The following is a 17791-nucleotide window of genomic DNA, read 5'->3' as shown; positions in this document are numbered from 1 at the left end:
TCGTTCCTATATGTAATTTCAAGTTCATCTGTCTTTCATTATAGCATGAGATAAGAAATTATATTTTATATCACAATTATTTCATCAAGATCTCTTGACACCTTTTAAATATATGGTAGGATATAATTTATCTAATTGATAATGAATATCATTATTAATGAAATTATAGAGGAAGGCTTTGTCTTAAATGAAATTACGTTACCTTGTTTTTATTTTAATCGTACTATCTTTTATATCTTTATTCATTGGAGTAATTGATTTAAGTATTTCAGATCTTTTTCATTTAACAGAAAGCCAGAAAGAGATTTTGTGGATTAGTCGGTTTCCAAGATTGATCAGCATTATAATAGCAGGAATTAGCATGAGTATTTGTGGGTTAATTATGCAGCAGCTTAGTAGGAATAAGTTTGTATCTCCAACAACTGCTGGGACTATGGATGCTGCTCGTTTTGGAATTCTTTTTGCATTAATGGTTTTTCCTAGTGCAGGTACGATGGAAAAAATGTTAGTTGCTTTTACCTTTGCATTAGCTGGAACATTTATCTTTATGAAATTACTCGACAAGATAAAATTTAAGGATCCTATTTTTATCCCGCTTGTGGGTTTGATGTTTGGGAATATTATTAGTTCGATCACAACATTTTTCGCTTATAAAAATGACTTGATTCAAAACATGTCTTCCTGGCTCCAAGGAAATTTTGCTCTTATTATGCAAGGAAGGTATGAAATGCTCTACATAAGTATTCCCCTTGTTCTTTTTGCTTACTTGTATGCCAATCGTTTTACAATTGCAGGTATGGGTGAGGATTTTGCAACAAATTTAGGTATGAATCATAAGCTTGTCATTAATTTAGGATTAGTCATCGTTGCTATCATGACTTCCGTTGTGATCCTAACAGTCGGTATGATTCCTTTTCTCGGACTAATTATCCCGAATATCGTAACCATATTTCGCGGGGATCATGTCAAAGCGACCTTACCGTATACAGCAGTTCTAGGAGCTGTCTTTGTATTACTATGCGATATTATTGGAAGACTTATTATTTTTCCATATGAAATTGCAATAGGGGTTACGGTGGGAGTAATTGGTAGTGGTATTTTCCTCTATTTGTTAATGAGGAGATCTGCTTATGCATAACCGTAAAAAACTAATATTATTATTAGTCCTAGCATTAATTGTTATTTCCATTTATGTGTTTTCAGGGATTACAAGTAACTGGGATTACATTTTACCAAGAAGAATAACTAGAGTATTAGCAATTATCATTACAGGATCTGTTATTGCTATCTCTACCGTCATTTTCCAAACAATCACAAATAATAGAATTTTAACGCCAAGTGTGATTGGTCTTGATTCACTCTATTTATTAATTCAGACATTTTTAATTTTTGTTTTTGGATCTACTAGTCTAGTAGCTCAAAATCCAAACATCAATTTCTTGATATCTCTAGTTTTAATGGTAATCTTCGCATTGTTTTTATATTTTGTTTTATTTAAAAAGGAACAAAATGTATATTTCTTACTGTTAATCGGTCTGATCTTTGGAACGTTTTTTGGTAGTCTGTCCTCCTTTATGCAAGTGTTAATAGATCCAAATGAGTTTATGATCGTTCAAAATCGGATGTTTGCAAGCTTTAATAATGTAAATACAGATATTTTATATATATCCATTATTATTATTATTCTTGTTCTATTGTATTTTTTAAGGTTCATGAAATTCTTGGACGTATTATCTCTAGGTAAAGAACAGGCTATTAATCTAGGAATCGATTACGATTACGTGGTTAAAAGACTTTTGATTATCGTTGCAGTGTTAGTTGCTGTCGCAACTGCTCTAGTTGGGCCAATCCTATTTTTAGGCTTATTAGTAGCAAATCTTTCTTATGAATATATTAAAACGTATAAACACACGCAAATCATTTTAGGTGCTATTTTGATCAGTATAATTGCGCTGGTTGGCGGACAATTAGTAGTTGATCGCTTATTTTCTTTTTCAACAACATTAAGTGTCATTATAAACTTTATAGGCGGCATCTATTTTCTATATTTGATATTGAAGGAGAGTAAACAATGATAGAAGTAAAAGATTTAACGAAGAAATATGGAGATAAAGCTGTCCTTAATGATGTCTCTGTGAGTATACCAAAAGGAAAAATAACTTCTTTTATCGGTCCAAACGGAGCTGGTAAAAGTACGTTATTGTCCATTGTGAGTAGGCTTATACAAAAGGATAGTGGAGAGGTATTTCTTGATAAAAAAGATGTCACAAAAAGTAAAAGTAAGGAACTGGCAAAGAAAATTGCTATTTTAAAACAAGCAAACCACATTAATGTCAAGTTAACGGTAGAGCAGTTAGTAAGTTTTGGCCGTTTCCCTTATTCACAAGGAAAACTGACAAAAGAAGATCTTCGTTATATAAAGGAAGCTATTGATTATATGGAGTTATCCACGATGAAAGATAAATTTATCGACGAGTTAAGTGGTGGTCAAAAACAACGAGCATATATTGCAATGGTGATGGCTCAAGATACAGAGTATATTTTACTAGATGAACCACTTAACAATTTAGATATGAAGCATTCTGTTCAAATAATGAAAGTATTGAAAAAATTAGTTGATGATCTAGGTAAAACCGTCATTATAGTTATTCACGATGTTAATTTTGCTTCCGTATACTCGGATTATATTGTCGCGCTTAAGGATGGGAAAATTATTCATCATGGTGAAAAAGATTGGATGATCAATAAAGATATTCTAAGGGATGTCTATGATATGGATATTAATATTCAAGATATTGATCAATGTAAGATTTGTTTATATTTTCATTAATAAATTTGTTGCATCCGTGATTATTACTTTAATAGTAAGGTATGCAGTGTATTGGGCCCTGTATGAATAAATGCACTTGCAAGATCATTCTTTTTGTAATAATCCGTGTAAATATATATAGGAATAAAGAAAGGTGAGGGAGAAATGAAAAAATTTGGATGGTTAATAGCAGTATTTGCTATTTTATTAATGGCAGCATGTGGCGCCGCAGAAACAGAAGGTCAAGAAAATAATACAGAGGACCAAGCATCAGAAGAAGTGGAAGACAATAACTCTGGAGAAGCTGAAGCAGAACAAGAAGCAACAGAAATTGAGGTTTCCCATGAATTAGGAGAGACTACTGTCCCTGTTAATCCAGAAAAAGTAGTAGTATTTGACTTTGGCACATTAGATACATTGGATAAATTAGGTGTAGAGGTTACAGCTGTACCGCAAGATAATCTTCCATCATATTTGGAAAAATATCAAGGAGAAAACTATCAAAATGCAGGAACGTTATTTGAACCTGACTTTGAAAAATTAGCAGAAATTGATCCAGATCTTATTATCATATCTGGTAGAACTTCTGAAGTGTACGAGGATTTAAAAGAATTAGCTCCAACTATTTATATGGGGGTAGACACTGATCGATACTTGGATTCATTTGAAGAGAATGTAACACTTATTGGTGAGATATTCCAAAAAGAAGAAGCGGCAAAAGAAGAGTTAGCATCGATTGAAACAGCTATTGAGGATTTAAAAGAGACAACAGCTAGTAAAGAAGCTAGAGGGTTAATCATTCTAACAAATGATGGAAGTATTAATGCATATGGAGCAGGGTCTCGTTTTGGTATCATTCATGATGAATTTGGCGTAGCTTTAGCTGACGAGGAAATTGAGGTAGCAACACACGGACAGAATGTTAGTTTTGAATATGTAGCTGAAAAAAACCCAGATTATTTGTTTGTAATTGATAGAAATCAAGTAGTTGGTGGTGAATACAGTGCTGAAAAGACATTGGATAATGATATCGTCAATCGCACAACTGCTGCCGAAAATGATCAAATCGTTTATTTGAGCCCAGATTATTGGTATCTTTCTGGTGGTGGATTAATATCTGTTGCTGAAATGGTGAATGAAATAAAAGCTGGAATAACAGCTGAATAATATATATTAGGAAAGGTAGCAGGTTTTACTTGCTACCTTTTTTATACTTCAGAAAAGCATATAAAACATATCGGACTATAGTATAAGAAAATCTAAAGTTTTTGACATAAAGACTAGACGGTAAACCAAGTTTTTCTAAACATTATATGGAATAAAATGTTAGAATAAAGATCTATAATAGCTCTGTTTATCATAATAATAAAGATAATCATTTATGAAGGTGTTGAAATAAGCATGATTCAAATTATTTTTCGAGGAATAGCAATAGGGATGACTGAGGTCGTTCCAGGTGTTAGTGGGAGCACAGTTGCTATGATCCTGGGCATATATGAGAGACTTCTCTATGCATTAAGCATGCTGACAACAAAAAGAAAGAAAGAAGTATTTCCATTTCTATTTACGCTTGGGGTCGGTATGGTTATTGGATTTCTAATAGCGCTTTATGTAATCAACTTTCTTTTAGAGAATTTCCGCACACCAACCTTAATCTTTTTTGTGGGTATAATTGTTGGATTTCTTCCTTACTTATGGAAAGAAGCACGTTATTATTCTGAAACCAAATTTAAAATGAGACATTATTTCATCATGTTACTTTTACTCCTTCTGGTGATTGTTGGACAACTCTTAGGGGGGTTAAATGAAATAAATCTACATAATATCACCACAGTTGACTATTTATTATTATTTACTGCAGGTTTTGTTGCTAGTATTGCCCTCGTGCTTCCTAGTATAAGTGGTGCCTTAATTTTGACTATACTAGGACTATATGAATTAGCAACTACATCTTTAATGGCAATGAATATTCCTATTATTATAGCAATTGGTTCGGGTGTAATAATGGGAGTTTTGTTCACAAGTAAAATAATTAAGTATATATTAATGAAATATCCGAGCGAAACATATGTTGCGATGATAGGTTTAGTGAGTGGTTCGATATTTGCCATTTATAATAATCTGGATAGTGAGATCAATAGCCAAATAATAAGCTCCTCAGCTATAACCTTCCTCATTGGTTTCATTCTTGTAAAAGTTTTAGTGAAAAATGAAAACAAGCGCATAAGATAAATGTACATAAAGGACAAAATAAAAGTAAAGGTATAAGACTAATAGCTCATACAACTTGTATGGTGCTATTTTTTTATTGGATAATATTACCTGATTCATTGTGAGAGAAGTGGTCCGTTAATTTCCCATTTTTGTCAGTTTGTTAACTATTATACCTATAAGAATTGAACTTTACCTATTTATAAGTTATAAAATATTATTATTTAATCAAATAGTATTGTATATTTTGTGAAAATTAGGTATTATGAATTATAATAAATAATAATTTTTGACTAGAAGTTGAGAAAGTTTTTATGATAAAATAATTAATGAAGGATAGGCGCAGGAAAAATTGTTCATCTGAACTATTTTCAGCATCTACCCAAAGAATGGAGATACTACTATGGAAACTACAGAAAAGATAAATCCAAACCATGTGATTAAAGAACTATACAACGGTTCTGTAATGTCGATTAAAAATGTTGTCCCTATTACGCAAGAATTTGATGCCCCTAAAATGATGACGGGTCCAGTACAAGTTAAATATGGCGTTTTAATTGGATATAGCGGTTCCTTTAAAGGTGACCTATTAATTCAAGCAACTCCAGAAGTTTTTGGTGGTATTGGTGAAGCTCTTTATGGTATGCAATTATCGGATGAAATGTTGGACTCATTTTCAGGGGAGCTCGGTAATATGTTAGCTGGAGGCTTATCTACTCATTTAGCAACGGAAGGCATAGAAACAGATATCACGCATCCAACTATTATTAATGGAGATGCAAAATTAACAGGATTTAAACGAATATTAAAGGTAACGATACATCTTCAAACTGTCGGCGATATTGATATGTCTTTGTTATTGAACTAAGATTTTTTATTTGTACTACTGATTTAAAATGACATCATAAATAATTATTTGGAGGTCGAAGTAATGGTACAGTTAACAAAAACAATTATTTTTAAATTGAAAAATCAAGAGTATGGCGCTAATATTGAACAAATTCGTTCTATTGAAAGAGTACAAGATATTGTAGGCTTACCACAGAGTTCAGATTTTATTAAGGGAATTATTAATTTAAGAGGACAGGTAACACCTATTATTGATCTGCGTACTCGTCTGGGTATGGAAGAAGAAGTACCAACAGAGCAAACACGTATTTTAATTGCAAATGTAAGAGATGTGCAGGTTGGTTTTATTGTCGATGAAGCAACAGATGTTATTGATATTGCGCCAGAGCATGTGGAAGATGCACCTGAACTAGTTACAGGTGTGGACTATAGATATATTAAAGGCGTAGCTAAGTTAGAAGCAAGAGGCATGCTTTTACTGCTTGATTTAGACCACGTATTAAATTATGAGGAAATGGACGAGGTTTTAGAAGTAGCTGTTGATTAAATAACTAGCAATTGGAGAATGCAAAAAGGAGGAAAATAGTTTGGCACAAATTTTGATCGTTGATGATGCAGCATTTATGCGCATGCAACTTAGAAGCATATTTACAAAGTTAGGACATGTAGTAATTGGTGAAGCAGAAAATGGCCTACAAGCAACAGAATTATTCTCAGAATTAAAACCAGATATTATCTCGATGGATATCACTATGCCAGAAATGAATGGGGTAGAAGCAACTAAAAAAATTAAAGAAATGGATGCAAGTGCTACTATTGTTATGTGTTCAGCGATGGGCCAACAACAGATGGTTGTAGAAGCAATTAAAGCAGGCGCAAAAGATTTTATAGTTAAACCATTTACTGAAGATCGTGTAAAAGAAACAGTTGATAAATTAATATAAGTATAGGAAAACCAATTCAAAACAATACATAGAATTGGTTTTTTTTAGATAATTTATCGCAGGTGTTGGATGACGCATCATTTACATAGATTTATAATCCAGGTAACAGTTTTAGGTTTTTAGCACGAGTTACTCTGTGATATTTGATTGATCGATTTTAAATTCTAATTCTGTTTCAATATTCATAGTTGGATATAATTCATCCCATTCTTTTTTTTTCCAGTCTCTTGTTTGGCTTTTGTGAAAAGCGCCTATTCTTAAGGGGTCAATATTTTCTTTTTGCAGTCTAGCAATTAAGTCTTCAGCTTTTTTAGTTAGGTCCTCAGCAATTGCTTTTTCTAACTCACCTTTCACTTCAAAAGAATCGATTTTCACATCTGCAGATTCCGTGACAGTACCTTTTATATCAATTTTGAAATTGATTTTTTCTTTACTCGTTAATTCTCTATCTACAGTCGAGGAAATGGCACTAACGACCACAAAAGTATCTTTATCCTTCCAATTAAATTGATAACTTGCGCTGTCATTAGGTTCAAATAACATTTTAAATATAAAAAGCTCATCAAAAGATATAGAATCTACATATTTATCTCCATCTAATAAAGCTAATCCTTCCAAATATACTTCTGTTTTTGTGTGAGCAAGTAGCGGAAGAAAAGGATCCATACCTTCACCATAATAACTATAAAAATATTGATGTAAATTTGTTCTCGGAAAATTTCTTTCCATGTTGCTTTCTATTAATTCGTTAATATATCTTGGTAAGTTTTTTTCAACCTTATAATCTTGAGAGAGTAATTCACTCGATTCGCCTTTTACAACTGCTAGATACAAACCTCTCCCAATATCTTGATTTTCACTAATTCCTAATGTAATTTCTTCTAATCCTTTTTTTGCAAGTTCTTCTCCGATTAAAATGCCAAGCAATTTACCAGTTTCGATACGATAAGGTGTTTTAGTTTGTATTTTGTTTCGTATATTTTGAGAGGTATTCGATTCAGCATGATAGATCACATCATCTTGTAAGTTGCTTTCCTCGCTATTTCCATATAAAGGAATGACAGCGGTGCCGATGTAGGAATCATTGACAGGGTCCCAATCATAACCGTTCATTAATACTAATTGAATATCATCAATTATTTTTGTTCTAATACAGCCACTTAGTATAAGAACCATACTTAAAATAATAATGACAAGAAGCTTTCTCATTTCTTTTTCACCCCTAAAAGAATACTCTGCCACAAAAATAGAATAGGAAAGTAAGCAACAATAATATAAAAGCCTACTTTTGATATTTTTTGCATTATAAATTCAACTACAAGAAAATCATGAATAAAAAATGAAAATCCAATAGATATGATTAAAATAGCAGTAGCTATTTTCTTAAAAGAAAGTCCAGTTAAGCGGAAAAGAGACTGGGTACAAGCCCAATAATAAATTGCAGCTGTAGAAATAATAGCAATAAAATGAAGTGTGATTCCTACATATTCAAACCGCTCGATAAATGGAAGGTCAATTACTTTCCACATATGTAATGTAGGCCAAGATAATTGGAGTAATTGCTGTTCATTAAAGTAGAGAAAAATAGCAAAAGCAGAAAGAAAATAGACAAGCATCGTGAATAAATTTCCAATTATTGCCCACTTTATTCCTTTTTGAAATTGATGAATAAAGGGAGCATAGACAAGAATTAATTCAGGACCGAGAAAGCTATAGGTCATTGGCTCGACTGCTTGTAAAATTTCAGTAAATGAATGATCCATGATTGGTAACAAGTTACTAAAATAACCATTTGTAAAGGCAACATATTTAAATGAAAATAAAAAAGTTGTCGTAAATATACTAAAAAACAAAAGACCTACAACAATTCTCAATCCACCTAATACATAATACAAAAGTAAAATGAAAATGATTAATGAGAAGAGGAATACAGATAGATCAGGAAAGATCCAAACTTGAATAATTTCAATATAGGATCTGATAACCGTCATTGTTATTAGAAAAAAATAAGCGATGAAAAATAAAGAGAAGAAGCCTCCGATGTATTTGCCGAATAATGATTGATGAATAGCAATAAGGTCTTCTCCATTATTTCTAATTGATAATTTACAGATAAGAAAAATCGCAATCGAGAAAATAATCCCTGTAAGTAAAATGCTTATCCAACTGTCATAACCAGCTTTTTCTGCGATGAACCTTTCGAATGATAGTACTCCTTCTCCAACCTGTGAAGCGTGAATAATAAAGAAAATAAGAAAAGGTGAGACTTGTTGGGTAATGTCTGAATTTGCATGGTTAGGCATCTAATCCCTACTTTCTTTTTCCTCTTTTCTTATTGGCACGATTTGCATTCATTCTACCGCTATCCTCGGCTCTCGTGAAAATAGGTCTGTTTGTTTGTTTATTAAATGGTAGACGGATAAATGAATCTTTTAAGTCTTGCCATCTAGGTGGATAAAGTGGTTGGGTATATGGTCTTCCTATTGAAGTTAGCCGTAATAAATGTCCTAATGTAAATAAGAAAGCAATAAGTACTCCAATCAATCCCCAAAATTGAGCAAAAATAATAAATGGAAAACGGATTAATCGAATGGTATTGGCAATTCGATAGATTGGGGTTGTAAACGAGGCAAGTGCTGCTAAAGCTACTAAAATTAATAAAACATTACTGGTTAAACCAGCTTCTACTGCTGCAGTCCCAATTACAATCCCACCCACTATACCGATAGTTTGCCCGATTTTTACTGGTAGTCTTGCTCCTGCTTCTCGTAATAATTCAATAGTCAATTCAAGTATTAATGCTTCCAAAATGGGTGGAAATGGAATATCTTTTCTTGATGTAGTGATCGTTCCAAGCAGGTCAATCGGAATTATTTGATAGTGAAAAGTTAAAACTGCAACATATAATGGTGTAATTAAAACAGAGAATAGAACAGCAAAAAGTCGAATAAGCCGAAAAGCTGTTGCAATATGCCAAGGTAAAAAATAATCTTCATATGCGGCAAAAAATTCAGGTAACGTAGTTGGACCAATTAAAACGTGCGGTGAGCCATCGCAAATAATCGCCACTTTTCCTTCAACTAACGCACTAGCAACACGGTCTGGTCGCTCTGAATCAATTAAACCTGGAAAGGGTGAACTTGTATTATCCGAAATAATTTGAGCGATAAAGGAGCTATCAATAATTTGATCAAATTCAATGTCTGAAATGCGTTGTGTGACCGTATTTAAATTTTCCATGTCGGTAATTCCATCAATGGAAACAATAGCTACTCTAGTTTTCGTTATTTTGCCAACAACAACTTCTTTGATTTGTAAATGAGGGAGTTTGATTCTTCTTCGTAGTAAATGAATATTTGTAACAATATCTTCAATAAAGGAAACCTTGGGACCTACTACACTATATTCTATTTCGGGGGCAGTAATATCACGATTGTGCTCTAAAAAAGCCGCAATTAACAATACATTTTCCTTCTCATAAGTTAACTGAATTAATATATACCCAGATAAAAGTTTCTCTTCTATTATTTTTAAGTCTTTGGTAATTAAAATATTATCAGATGGAATATCTAAAGATAGACGCTCTAAGCCTCTGTATTTTTTATTTTCTAAATAAGGGAATATATTTGCTTGTATTTTTTTCTCATCAACTAATGACTCATAATAATAAACATGTATTGCTTTATCTTTTTGAAAAGGGAAATTCCTGAAATCAGTGCTTTTATTCATGTATGTAAGTAAAGAATGAAGTGTTGTATGTTTTTCATTTAAAAATTGATTTTTAGTAGTATGTAAATTTTGCTTATTACCAGACATAAGAGGTTTAGCCCTCCTTTTCTTTTTTACTAGTCTAACCAGCTCGTTTATTTTCATGCAAAAAGTGTAATTATTGGATACATGCTTATTGATTCGCTATCATAAAAGGTAGAGATACAAAGGAGGCGCTAATTCATGACAAGTCACACTTTTATTCAGACAAAAAAGCAGCAGGATTTATATAATAAAGCAACAAAACTTAGTGAGGTAGCCAAGAGAAATAGTAAAGAGATGGATGAAAAAGCTCAATTTTCTTTAGACACTTTACAAGCATTGAAAAAAGAAAAATACTTATCTTTATCTCTGCCAGAAAAATATGGTGGACAGCAGATAAGCTTATACGAATTCCTATTACTTCAGGAAAAGTTAGCAGAAGGTGATGGACCGACAGCATTATCGGTTGGATGGCATCTTGGAGTGATGATGGAACTTAGTGAAGGAAAGCTTTGGGAGGAAGAGATATTTAGCTACGTGGCAAAAGATATTGAACAAAACCAGTCACTTGTAAATCGTGCAGCAACGGAGCCTGCTACAGGAAGTCCTACTCGTGGTGGAATACCAGAAACAACTGCTAAAAAAGAGAATGATCATTACATTATAAATGGCAGAAAAACTTTTACAACAATGGCTTCTGTATTGGATTATTTTATTGTTACTGCTTATATTCATGAAAAAGAGGCAGTTGGTTCATTTCTAATTGCAAAGAACACAGCAGGGGTTGCAATCAATAAAACATGGGACACCCTTGGCATGCGAGGAACAGGTAGCGACGATTTAATTTTAAAGAATGTCAAAGTTAAAGAAATGAATTTAGTAGAAGTCAATTCCAAACCTAAACGTCCAGAGCCTAAGGGATGGTTACTGCATATTCCTGCTTGTTATCTGGGTATTGCAATAGCAGCAAGAAATGAAGCTGTTGAATTTGCTAAAAATTTTCAGCCGAATAGTTTAAAAACACCAATTTCTGAGGTGGATCATATCCGTCAGAAGGTTGGAGAAATGGATTTAAAACTAATGCAGGCACGATATTTTATGTATGCAGTGGCAGAAAAATGGGATAAGCATCCAGAAAATAGAAGTGAACTAGGCAGTGAATTAGCTGCTGTTAAAGTTGTTGCCACAAACACAGCTAATGAAGTAGTGGATTTAGCAATGAGAATTGCTGGAGGAAGAGGCCTTTCTAAAGAAATGCCATTTGAAAAACTTTACCGGGATGTCAGGGCTGGACTTCACAACCCACCAATGGATGATATGGTGATCCAGATGTTAGCAGGAAAAGCATTTAATTAATATAATGAATCTCTTTCTAAGGGCATATACTTAAATGATAAAGTTTTGCAATTGGGAGGATTAATGATGGAGAAAATAGTAGTACCAAAGCAAAATTATAATGATAAAAAAATGAAACACGATATTAAAAAATTACTATCCCGTTATTCCGATATTCTTTATCATACAGTAATTGGCTATTCCGTTGAAGAAAGAGGGATAGACGCAATTAGAGTTGGAACTGGTGAAAAAGAAATAATTATGCATGGCAGCCATCATGCCAGAGAATGGCTAACCTCTGTATTATTAATGGACATGATTGAGTGGTATGCGCAGCAAATAAAAGAGAAAGAGACGTATCAATCTGTAGCCATTAATGAATTGTTTGATAAAGTGTCAATTTGGATTGTCCCTATGGTGAATCCTGATGGAGTAGAGTTTGTTCAAACTGCAAAATCGACACCTAATAGACATCAGGCAAATGATAAGATAAAAAAGTATCAAGAAGCGTGGAAAGCAAATGTTAGGGGAGTAGATTTAAATCGTCAATATCCTGCAGATTGGGACACAATTGATGATCGAATCCAAAAACCAGCATTTGCTAATTATAAAGGCCCAGCCCCTTTAAGTGAGCCTGAAGCATTATCGCTATATTCCTTCACATGTGCTCACAACTTTTTATACGCTGTCAGTTATCATGCTTCAGGCGAAGAGATCTTTTGGAAATATAAAACTGAGGGTGCGTTATTAAAAGAAGCTGCAATTCTTGCAAACAAATTATCAATCTTAACTGGATATAGCTTGGTAGCACCAGATGAAAATCCAAGTGGTGGGGGATTTACTGATTGGTTTTTAACTGAAATCAAACGTCCAGCATTCACTATTGAAATTGCCCCATATGTTGGGCCGAGAGCCGTACCTTTGAAATATTATGATCATATATGGAGAGAGAATTGCTATGTCGGTCTATTTTTAGCCAAATATGCCGTAGATCATCCAAATGCATGAAGTTTTTTTTGCTGAGAGTGAAAAAGCACTTCTTGATATCCGTGTAATAAATCTTCGAATTTTTGGTCCCATTCTTGTTTTTTGGCAAATGTCATAGCATGCTGTGACATTTGTTTTCGCCAATAATCGTTATCAAGTAATTTCATTATCGCCTCAATATACACGTCTTCATCTTCTTCTTTACAAAGAATGCCGTTAAAGGAATCCTTTATAATTGTCTTTACACCTCCTGCATTTGCACCTATTACTGGTGTCCCACATGCCATGGATTCTAATACCACATTTCCAAATGTCTCTGTTGTAGAGGGAAAAACAAATATATCGCTACTTGCATAAATCGTTGCTATGTCTTGTTGATTCAAAAATCCAGTGAAGGTAACATGTGGATTATTTATTTTAGTTAGATTAGCTCTACTTGGTCCATCGCCAGCAATAATCCAGTGAATGTCATTTTGATAAGGAGTGGGAATTTTTTCGATGATATTTTTGAGTAGATCGATATTTTTCTCTGGAGATAGCCTTCCAACGTAACAGACTATATATTTAGAGCGAATATTATACTTTTTTCGAAGCTGATTCCTTGATGGTATTGGGTGAAAGGTCTTTGTATCAACACCTCGATCCCAAATTTCTAAATGCTTAAAGTTCCGTTCTTTTAATTGGTTCAAAGTGTAGGGTGATGGGACAAATATTCTTTCCATTGGTTGATGAAACCACTCCATGTATCTCCAAAAAGTTTTAGATAATAATCCCATATGATAATAAGATAGATATTTTTCAAAATCAGTGTGGTAGGACGCCACAATTGGTATTCTATTTTTTTTGGCATATTGCAAGCCTGCTAATCCAATGGAAAAAGGCGTTGTAACATGAATAATATCAGGTTTAAAGTTTTTCAAGATTGATCTGATATGAAGTGAATTTGGAAAGGAAATACGGCAATCGGGATAAAGTGGAAATGGAAAACTAGATTGTGTATAAACATGCTCGGCCGTTTCATCGTCGTAGGAATTTTGTGGAGAAAATAACAGATAGGAAATCTTTTTCTTATCTAGATATTTTGTATAGCGATAGAGCGTTTTTGCAACCCCGTTAATATCTGGGTAAAAGGTATCTGTAAAAAGAGCAATTTTCATTCTGTACACTCCCTTATTTTAATCGATGTTTAAAGCTCTTGATATAATAAACATACGTCGAAATAATGTAAAGAACAACCAAACTATGTAAAGTGTCTGTAAAATTAATAAATGATAATTTAGTGAACGCTTACATAAAGAGTGAATTTAGAAAAATTGTTTGATAGAATAGAACTAATGAGGGAGTGATAATTATGTACAAAAATATTTTACTTGCGTCAGATGGTTCCAAGCATGCGATTCGAGCACTTACACAGGCAATAAACCTAGCTAAAGAAGTTGAAGAGGCAACAGTTACCATTGTTTCTGTGGTTGATCGTGCAAAATCAAAAAAGGCGGTTGGAAAAGACGATAAAGATGAAGTAATAGATACTCCTAGTAATGCGTTGCGGGAAACTGAGGACGCGTTAACACAACAAAACATCCCATATAAAGTTCAATTGCTATATGGAGATGCAAGTGAAGAGATTGTAGATTATATCGATAAAAACCAAATAGACATTGGAATTATAGGAAGCAGAGGGTTAAATGCCTTGCAGGAAATGGTGTTGGGTAGCGTCAGTCATAAGGTGGCAAAATACGCAAAATGCCCAATATTAATTGTAAAATAAAACCTTTAGTTTTTTGGTTTATCTTTGAATAGAAAAAATTTCATAACAATAAAACTAAAGCTAGATGAAGTAAACATAGCTAGTATTTTAGCCGTATTCTGCATAACAAAATTAGAAGGCGTTTGAAATGGAAATTGCTGAAAAAGTTGGATTGCACCAATAAAGGTTACATTACTTATTAGTAGTGCAATGACTGCCTGTGCGATAAATAAACTGAACTCTGTTCTGTTTTTATTAGCAGCATGTTTAAATGTATAAATCGTATTCCAAAAATAGCTGTTAAGGATAGCTAAGGTATAAGCCAATGTATTAAATGTTAGTAGTAATCCTGCTGCTTGTGTCGGCCACAGCCACAGGAATAAGTTTAATGATCCTATATCTACTACTGCATTACTTATACCTATTAAACTAAACTGAAATATTTGTATCTTTAATCTTTTTGCCATCTATTTCACATACCTTTTAAAATGTCTACTTACAAGCTGGACAGAATCCATATATTTCAAATTTATGATCTTCGACTTCATAACTGTCCAATTCCTGAACTATTTTGTCCATTGGACAGTGATGAATCTCCTTTGTTTCTCCACAATTTTTACATATGAAATGATGGTGGTGATGATGATCACATTTCATCCTGAAGTGTTTTTCCCCGTTTAAGTCAGTAGATTCTAAAATCCCAAGTGAATGAAATAGATGTAGGTTTCGATAAATCGTATCTACACTGATACCTTTATAGTTAGGTTCCATATGATGTAAGAGATCCTTCGCTGTTCGATACCTATTTTCTTTATCGAAAAAATGTATCATATCTTCACGTTTTCCAGTATATTTGTATCCGTTTTGCTTTAATAGGTTGAGCGCTTGTTTAGTGTTCATTTTATTTGTGTCCATATGATCGCTCCTTTTTTATGCATAGCTATTGGATTTCAACTTTTTTATGCATAGCTATTGGATTTCAACTTTTTTGTATAAAGCTTTTTCCCGAAAATTGTTCCGACTAAAATAATTAATAATGCCATAACAATCGTTCCACCTGGTGGTATTTCAAAATAATAACCAAAGATTAAACCTGAAATAACACTTATTTCTCCAATTATAATTGAAAAAAGTATGGTTTGCTTAAATCCTTTTGCAATTCGAATACTTGCTGCAACAGGTAAAGTCATTAATGCTGAGACGAGTAGTACACCAACGATCCGGATGGAGGCAGCGATAACAAGAGCAGTTAATACAATAAAAATAAAATGAATATATTTAGCATGAATTCCAGATACTACTGCATGTTCTTCATCAAAGGATAGCATAAATAATTCTTTATAAAAGAGGATGATAACGGTAATAACAATGATTGCAATAATCATGATGCTCCATAAATCCTGCCTACTAACAGCAGAGACTGAACCAAAAAGATAATTATAAAGATCTGTATTAAAGCCATTAGCTAAAGCAATAAAAATAACGCTGAACCCTACACCACCTGATAGAATTATTGGTATCGCAAGCTCTTGGTAGGCTTTATATATACCTCTTAATTTCTCAATAAACACAGAACCAATGACAGAAGATATTAATCCACTATAAAAGGGTGTAATGATACCTGGACCAACTTTTTTCTCCATTAATAGACCAAATGCAATGCCGGCCAAGGTAACGTGTGAAAGTGCATCCGCAATTAAGGAAAGCCTTCTAACAACAATAAAGGTTCCTAGTAAGGGTGCAATAATGCCAATTATTAAACCAGTAAAAAAAGTATTTCTTAAAAATTCATATTCAAAAAAATGTGTCAGCATGTAGTTTCCTCCAACATATGATGCGATTAGTGGTTGTGTGTAACAACCTGAAGCGGATGACCATATATCGTAGATAAAGCCTCCTGATCTAATGATTGAAATGACTTCGCATCTCCATGAAAATGTAAATGTTTATTTATACAGGCAACTTTTGTGGCATGAGCTGTCATGGTCCCAATATCATGAGTTACTAAAAGAAGTGTTATTCCTTCTTTTTCATTTAAATGATGCAGAAGATCATAAAAGCGTTTAACGTTCTCTGCATCCACTCCAACCGTAGGCTCATCTAATATCAATAACTCAGGATTGCTGACTAATGCTCTTGCAATAAATATTCTTTGCTGTTGCCCGCCTGATAAGTCGCCCACATTTTCTTTTAGATAGGAAGCCATACCCACTTGTTCGATTGCATTGTAAACCTTTTTGCGATCAGCAGATCGGAAAAATTTAAAATAACCAATCTTTGAAGTTAGGCCCATCGATACCACTTCTTCAACAGTTGCGGGAAATCCTCTATTAAAGGAATTGGCTTTTTGGGATACATAACCTATTTTATTCCAATCTTTAAATTTATTACTGGGTGTATTAAATAGGGTGATCTCTCCTGAATTTGGTTTTTCTAATCCTAATAATAATTTAATTAAGGTAGTCTTACCACCGCCATTGGGGCCAACTAGTCCGATGAAAGAACCACGCTCTATATTAAAATCAACCTGGTCAAGTGATTTTTTATCATCATATGAAAATGTTACCTTACTCATATTAACAATGGATTCGCTCATGGAATCCCTCCTAAAAACATAATCTTTCATTATACATTTCTTCTTTCTTATTCTACCGTTCTCTGTTTAATTTGTAAATAAGAACAGTTCCGTTTTAGATCTCCTCTGAATGACTTTCCAATGAATGACATACCATTAGATGAGACAGTATCTTATCTATAAGCTAGTCAAACAATAAAAAACCGAACATTTAAGTATGTTCGGGCATTTAATATAATAACATATACGCTAGTGAAGTGGTAATTGTTGTTTGTAACCTTCGAACTGTTGATAGGATTGCTGTAGGGTAGCAGTGTCTGCTGTTGTTAAGCTGTACCATCCATTTGCAAACATTGTATTATAAAGGTCGCGCTGGCATTGATGAACATCTTCTGAAATTCGCATTAAATCTTGGTAGATCGTTTGGTTACTTGCTTCATTGATTGCATAATTAAAGGAAGCTGTTAAGTATTTTTCAGTTGTGAGCATATCGTTTAAAAAATCACGATCACTCATCTGTGAACTTTTCATAACAGGCGTTTCAGGGTTCTGAATTTTGTTCGAGTTGGAATTCATGGACATTC

20 protein-coding genes are annotated in these 17791 nt (G+C 33.3%); 11 read left to right on the top strand and 9 right to left on the bottom strand.

The window, feature by feature from the left end; translation table 11 throughout:
• The first annotated feature begins 187 nt into the window (after positions 1 to 187).
• The 8 genes from DFR57_RS10680 (at position 188) to DFR57_RS10645 (ending at position 6813) form a co-directional block, all read left to right on the top strand.
• Positions 188 to 1138 (top strand): ABC transporter permease, encoded by a 951-nt coding sequence (locus tag DFR57_RS10680; protein WP_114353148.1) that lies wholly within the window; start codon positions 188 to 190, stop codon positions 1136 to 1138.
• Entirely contained in the window at positions 1131 to 2075 is a 945-nt protein-coding gene (locus DFR57_RS10675; protein ID WP_114353147.1) for an iron chelate uptake ABC transporter family permease subunit, read from the top strand. Before DFR57_RS10680 ends, DFR57_RS10675 begins: the two co-directional genes overlap by 8 nt.
• Positions 2072 to 2830, top strand: a complete 759-nt coding sequence (locus tag DFR57_RS10670) for an iron ABC transporter ATP-binding protein (protein WP_114353146.1) — start codon at positions 2072 to 2074, stop codon at positions 2828 to 2830. The genes DFR57_RS10675 and DFR57_RS10670 overlap by 4 nt, the downstream gene beginning before the upstream one ends.
• A gap of 144 nt (positions 2831 to 2974) precedes the next feature.
• On the top strand, positions 2975 to 3976 hold the full coding sequence (locus tag DFR57_RS10665) for a siderophore ABC transporter substrate-binding protein (protein ID WP_114353145.1): 1002 nt from the start codon (positions 2975 to 2977) through the stop codon (positions 3974 to 3976).
• Positions 3977 to 4210: 234 nt separating this feature from the next.
• Positions 4211 to 5041, top strand: a complete 831-nt coding sequence (locus DFR57_RS10660; RefSeq protein ID WP_114353144.1) for a DUF368 domain-containing protein — start codon at positions 4211 to 4213, stop codon at positions 5039 to 5041.
• Positions 5042 to 5423: 382 nt separating this feature from the next.
• Positions 5424 to 5888, top strand: coding sequence for a chemotaxis protein CheX (locus DFR57_RS10655; RefSeq protein WP_114353143.1), 465 nt, complete (start codon positions 5424 to 5426; stop codon positions 5886 to 5888).
• A gap of 63 nt (positions 5889 to 5951) precedes the next feature.
• The gene (locus DFR57_RS10650) at positions 5952 to 6416 is read left to right on the top strand and encodes a chemotaxis protein CheW (RefSeq protein ID WP_114353142.1); all 465 of its coding nucleotides are present in this window, start codon (positions 5952 to 5954) and stop codon (positions 6414 to 6416) included.
• 40 nt (positions 6417 to 6456) lie between these two features.
• Positions 6457 to 6813, top strand: a complete 357-nt coding sequence (locus tag DFR57_RS10645) for a response regulator (RefSeq protein WP_114353141.1) — start codon at positions 6457 to 6459, stop codon at positions 6811 to 6813.
• 129 nt (positions 6814 to 6942) lie between these two features.
• Here DFR57_RS10645 and DFR57_RS10640 read toward each other — a convergent pair whose 3' ends face one another.
• The 3 genes from DFR57_RS10640 to DFR57_RS10630 are packed head-to-tail and all read right to left on the bottom strand — an operon-like array spanning position 6943 to position 10629.
• Positions 6943 to 8022, bottom strand: a complete 1080-nt coding sequence (locus DFR57_RS10640; protein WP_114353140.1) for a Ger(x)C family spore germination protein — start codon at positions 8020 to 8022, stop codon at positions 6943 to 6945.
• Entirely contained in the window at positions 8019 to 9116 is a 1098-nt protein-coding gene (locus DFR57_RS10635; protein WP_114353139.1) for a GerAB/ArcD/ProY family transporter, read from the bottom strand. The genes DFR57_RS10640 and DFR57_RS10635 overlap by 4 nt, the downstream gene beginning before the upstream one ends.
• Positions 9117 to 9123: 7 nt before the next feature.
• Positions 9124 to 10629 carry a spore germination protein gene (locus DFR57_RS10630; RefSeq protein ID WP_342768838.1) on the bottom strand — a complete coding sequence of 502 codons (1506 nt, stop codon included), beginning with the start codon at positions 10627 to 10629 and terminating at the stop codon, positions 9124 to 9126.
• Between the two features lie 135 nt (positions 10630 to 10764).
• Between DFR57_RS10630 and DFR57_RS10625 the strand changes: the two genes are divergently transcribed.
• Entirely contained in the window at positions 10765 to 11919 is a 1155-nt protein-coding gene (locus DFR57_RS10625; protein WP_114353138.1) for an acyl-CoA dehydrogenase family protein, read from the top strand.
• 66 nt (positions 11920 to 11985) lie between these two features.
• On the top strand, positions 11986 to 12906 hold the full coding sequence (locus tag DFR57_RS10620) for a M14 family zinc carboxypeptidase (RefSeq protein WP_170132966.1): 921 nt from the start codon (positions 11986 to 11988) through the stop codon (positions 12904 to 12906).
• On the opposite strand, the gene DFR57_RS10615 is transcribed toward DFR57_RS10620, so the two are convergent.
• On the bottom strand, positions 12891 to 14042 hold the full coding sequence (locus DFR57_RS10615; protein ID WP_114353136.1) for a glycosyltransferase family 4 protein: 1152 nt from the start codon (positions 14040 to 14042) through the stop codon (positions 12891 to 12893). The two genes, DFR57_RS10620 and DFR57_RS10615, sit on opposite strands and share 16 nt — an antisense overlap.
• Before the next feature lie 194 nt (positions 14043 to 14236).
• Between DFR57_RS10615 and DFR57_RS10610 the strand changes: the two genes are divergently transcribed.
• Complete coding sequence (locus DFR57_RS10610) at positions 14237 to 14653, top strand: universal stress protein (protein ID WP_114353135.1); 417 nt, start codon at positions 14237 to 14239, stop codon at positions 14651 to 14653.
• Between the two features lie 5 nt (positions 14654 to 14658).
• Here DFR57_RS10610 and DFR57_RS10605 read toward each other — a convergent pair whose 3' ends face one another.
• The 5 genes from DFR57_RS10605 to DFR57_RS10585 form a co-directional block, all read right to left on the bottom strand.
• Entirely contained in the window at positions 14659 to 15099 is a 441-nt protein-coding gene (locus DFR57_RS10605) for a GtrA family protein (protein ID WP_114353134.1), read from the bottom strand.
• Between the two features lie 25 nt (positions 15100 to 15124).
• Positions 15125 to 15532: a Fur family transcriptional regulator gene (locus DFR57_RS10600; RefSeq protein ID WP_114353240.1), complete on the bottom strand. Its 408-nt coding sequence runs from the start codon at positions 15530 to 15532 to the stop codon at positions 15125 to 15127.
• A 59-nt stretch (positions 15533 to 15591) separates the two neighbouring features.
• Positions 15592 to 16446, bottom strand: a complete 855-nt coding sequence (locus DFR57_RS10595; RefSeq protein ID WP_114353133.1) for a metal ABC transporter permease — start codon at positions 16444 to 16446, stop codon at positions 15592 to 15594.
• Between the two features lie 26 nt (positions 16447 to 16472).
• Complete coding sequence (locus tag DFR57_RS10590; RefSeq protein ID WP_114353132.1) at positions 16473 to 17228, bottom strand: metal ABC transporter ATP-binding protein; 756 nt, start codon at positions 17226 to 17228, stop codon at positions 16473 to 16475.
• 228 nt (positions 17229 to 17456) lie between these two features.
• Positions 17457 to 17783 carry a spore coat protein gene (locus tag DFR57_RS10585; RefSeq protein WP_114353131.1) on the bottom strand — a complete coding sequence of 109 codons (327 nt, stop codon included), beginning with the start codon at positions 17781 to 17783 and terminating at the stop codon, positions 17457 to 17459.
• Positions 17784 to 17791: the final 8 nt, after the last annotated feature.

This window comes from Saliterribacillus persicus (assembly GCF_003337485.1).
Lineage (GTDB): Bacteria > Bacillota > Bacilli > Bacillales > Amphibacillaceae > Saliterribacillus > Saliterribacillus persicus.
Note: the sequence above shows the minus strand (reverse complement) of the source record. Positions and strands in the feature narration are given on the sequence as shown.

Excerpts from the sequence above, each read along its gene's own strand:
- DFR57_RS10680 (WP_114353148.1), top strand. The coding sequence starts at position 188 with ATGAAATTACGTTACCTTGTTTTTATTTTAATCGTACTATCTTTTATA.
- DFR57_RS10675 (WP_114353147.1), top strand. The coding sequence starts at position 1,131 with ATGCATAACCGTAAAAAACTAATATTATTATTAGTCCTAGCATTAATT.
- DFR57_RS10670 (WP_114353146.1), top strand. The coding sequence starts at position 2,072 with ATGATAGAAGTAAAAGATTTAACGAAGAAATATGGAGATAAAGCTGTC.
- DFR57_RS10665 (WP_114353145.1), top strand. The coding sequence starts at position 2,975 with ATGAAAAAATTTGGATGGTTAATAGCAGTATTTGCTATTTTATTAATG.
- DFR57_RS10660 (WP_114353144.1), top strand. The coding sequence starts at position 4,211 with ATGATTCAAATTATTTTTCGAGGAATAGCAATAGGGATGACTGAGGTC.
- DFR57_RS10655 (WP_114353143.1), top strand. The coding sequence starts at position 5,424 with ATGGAAACTACAGAAAAGATAAATCCAAACCATGTGATTAAAGAACTA.
- DFR57_RS10650 (WP_114353142.1), top strand. The coding sequence starts at position 5,952 with ATGGTACAGTTAACAAAAACAATTATTTTTAAATTGAAAAATCAAGAG.
- DFR57_RS10640 (WP_114353140.1), bottom strand. The coding sequence starts at position 8,022 with ATGAGAAAGCTTCTTGTCATTATTATTTTAAGTATGGTTCTTATACTA.
- DFR57_RS10635 (WP_114353139.1), bottom strand. The coding sequence starts at position 9,116 with ATGCCTAACCATGCAAATTCAGACATTACCCAACAAGTCTCACCTTTT.
- DFR57_RS10630 (WP_342768838.1), bottom strand. The coding sequence starts at position 10,629 with ATGTCTGGTAATAAGCAAAATTTACATACTACTAAAAATCAATTTTTA.
- DFR57_RS10625 (WP_114353138.1), top strand. The coding sequence starts at position 10,765 with ATGACAAGTCACACTTTTATTCAGACAAAAAAGCAGCAGGATTTATAT.
- DFR57_RS10620 (WP_170132966.1), top strand. The coding sequence starts at position 11,986 with ATGGAGAAAATAGTAGTACCAAAGCAAAATTATAATGATAAAAAAATG.
- DFR57_RS10615 (WP_114353136.1), bottom strand. The coding sequence starts at position 14,042 with ATGAAAATTGCTCTTTTTACAGATACCTTTTACCCAGATATTAACGGG.
- DFR57_RS10610 (WP_114353135.1), top strand. The coding sequence starts at position 14,237 with ATGTACAAAAATATTTTACTTGCGTCAGATGGTTCCAAGCATGCGATT.
- DFR57_RS10605 (WP_114353134.1), bottom strand. The coding sequence starts at position 15,099 with ATGGCAAAAAGATTAAAGATACAAATATTTCAGTTTAGTTTAATAGGT.
- DFR57_RS10600 (WP_114353240.1), bottom strand. The coding sequence starts at position 15,532 with ATGAACACTAAACAAGCGCTCAACCTATTAAAGCAAAACGGATACAAA.
- DFR57_RS10595 (WP_114353133.1), bottom strand. The coding sequence starts at position 16,446 with ATGCTGACACATTTTTTTGAATATGAATTTTTAAGAAATACTTTTTTT.
- DFR57_RS10590 (WP_114353132.1), bottom strand. The coding sequence starts at position 17,228 with ATGAGCGAATCCATTGTTAATATGAGTAAGGTAACATTTTCATATGAT.
- DFR57_RS10585 (WP_114353131.1), bottom strand. The coding sequence starts at position 17,783 with ATGAATTCCAACTCGAACAAAATTCAGAACCCTGAAACGCCTGTTATG.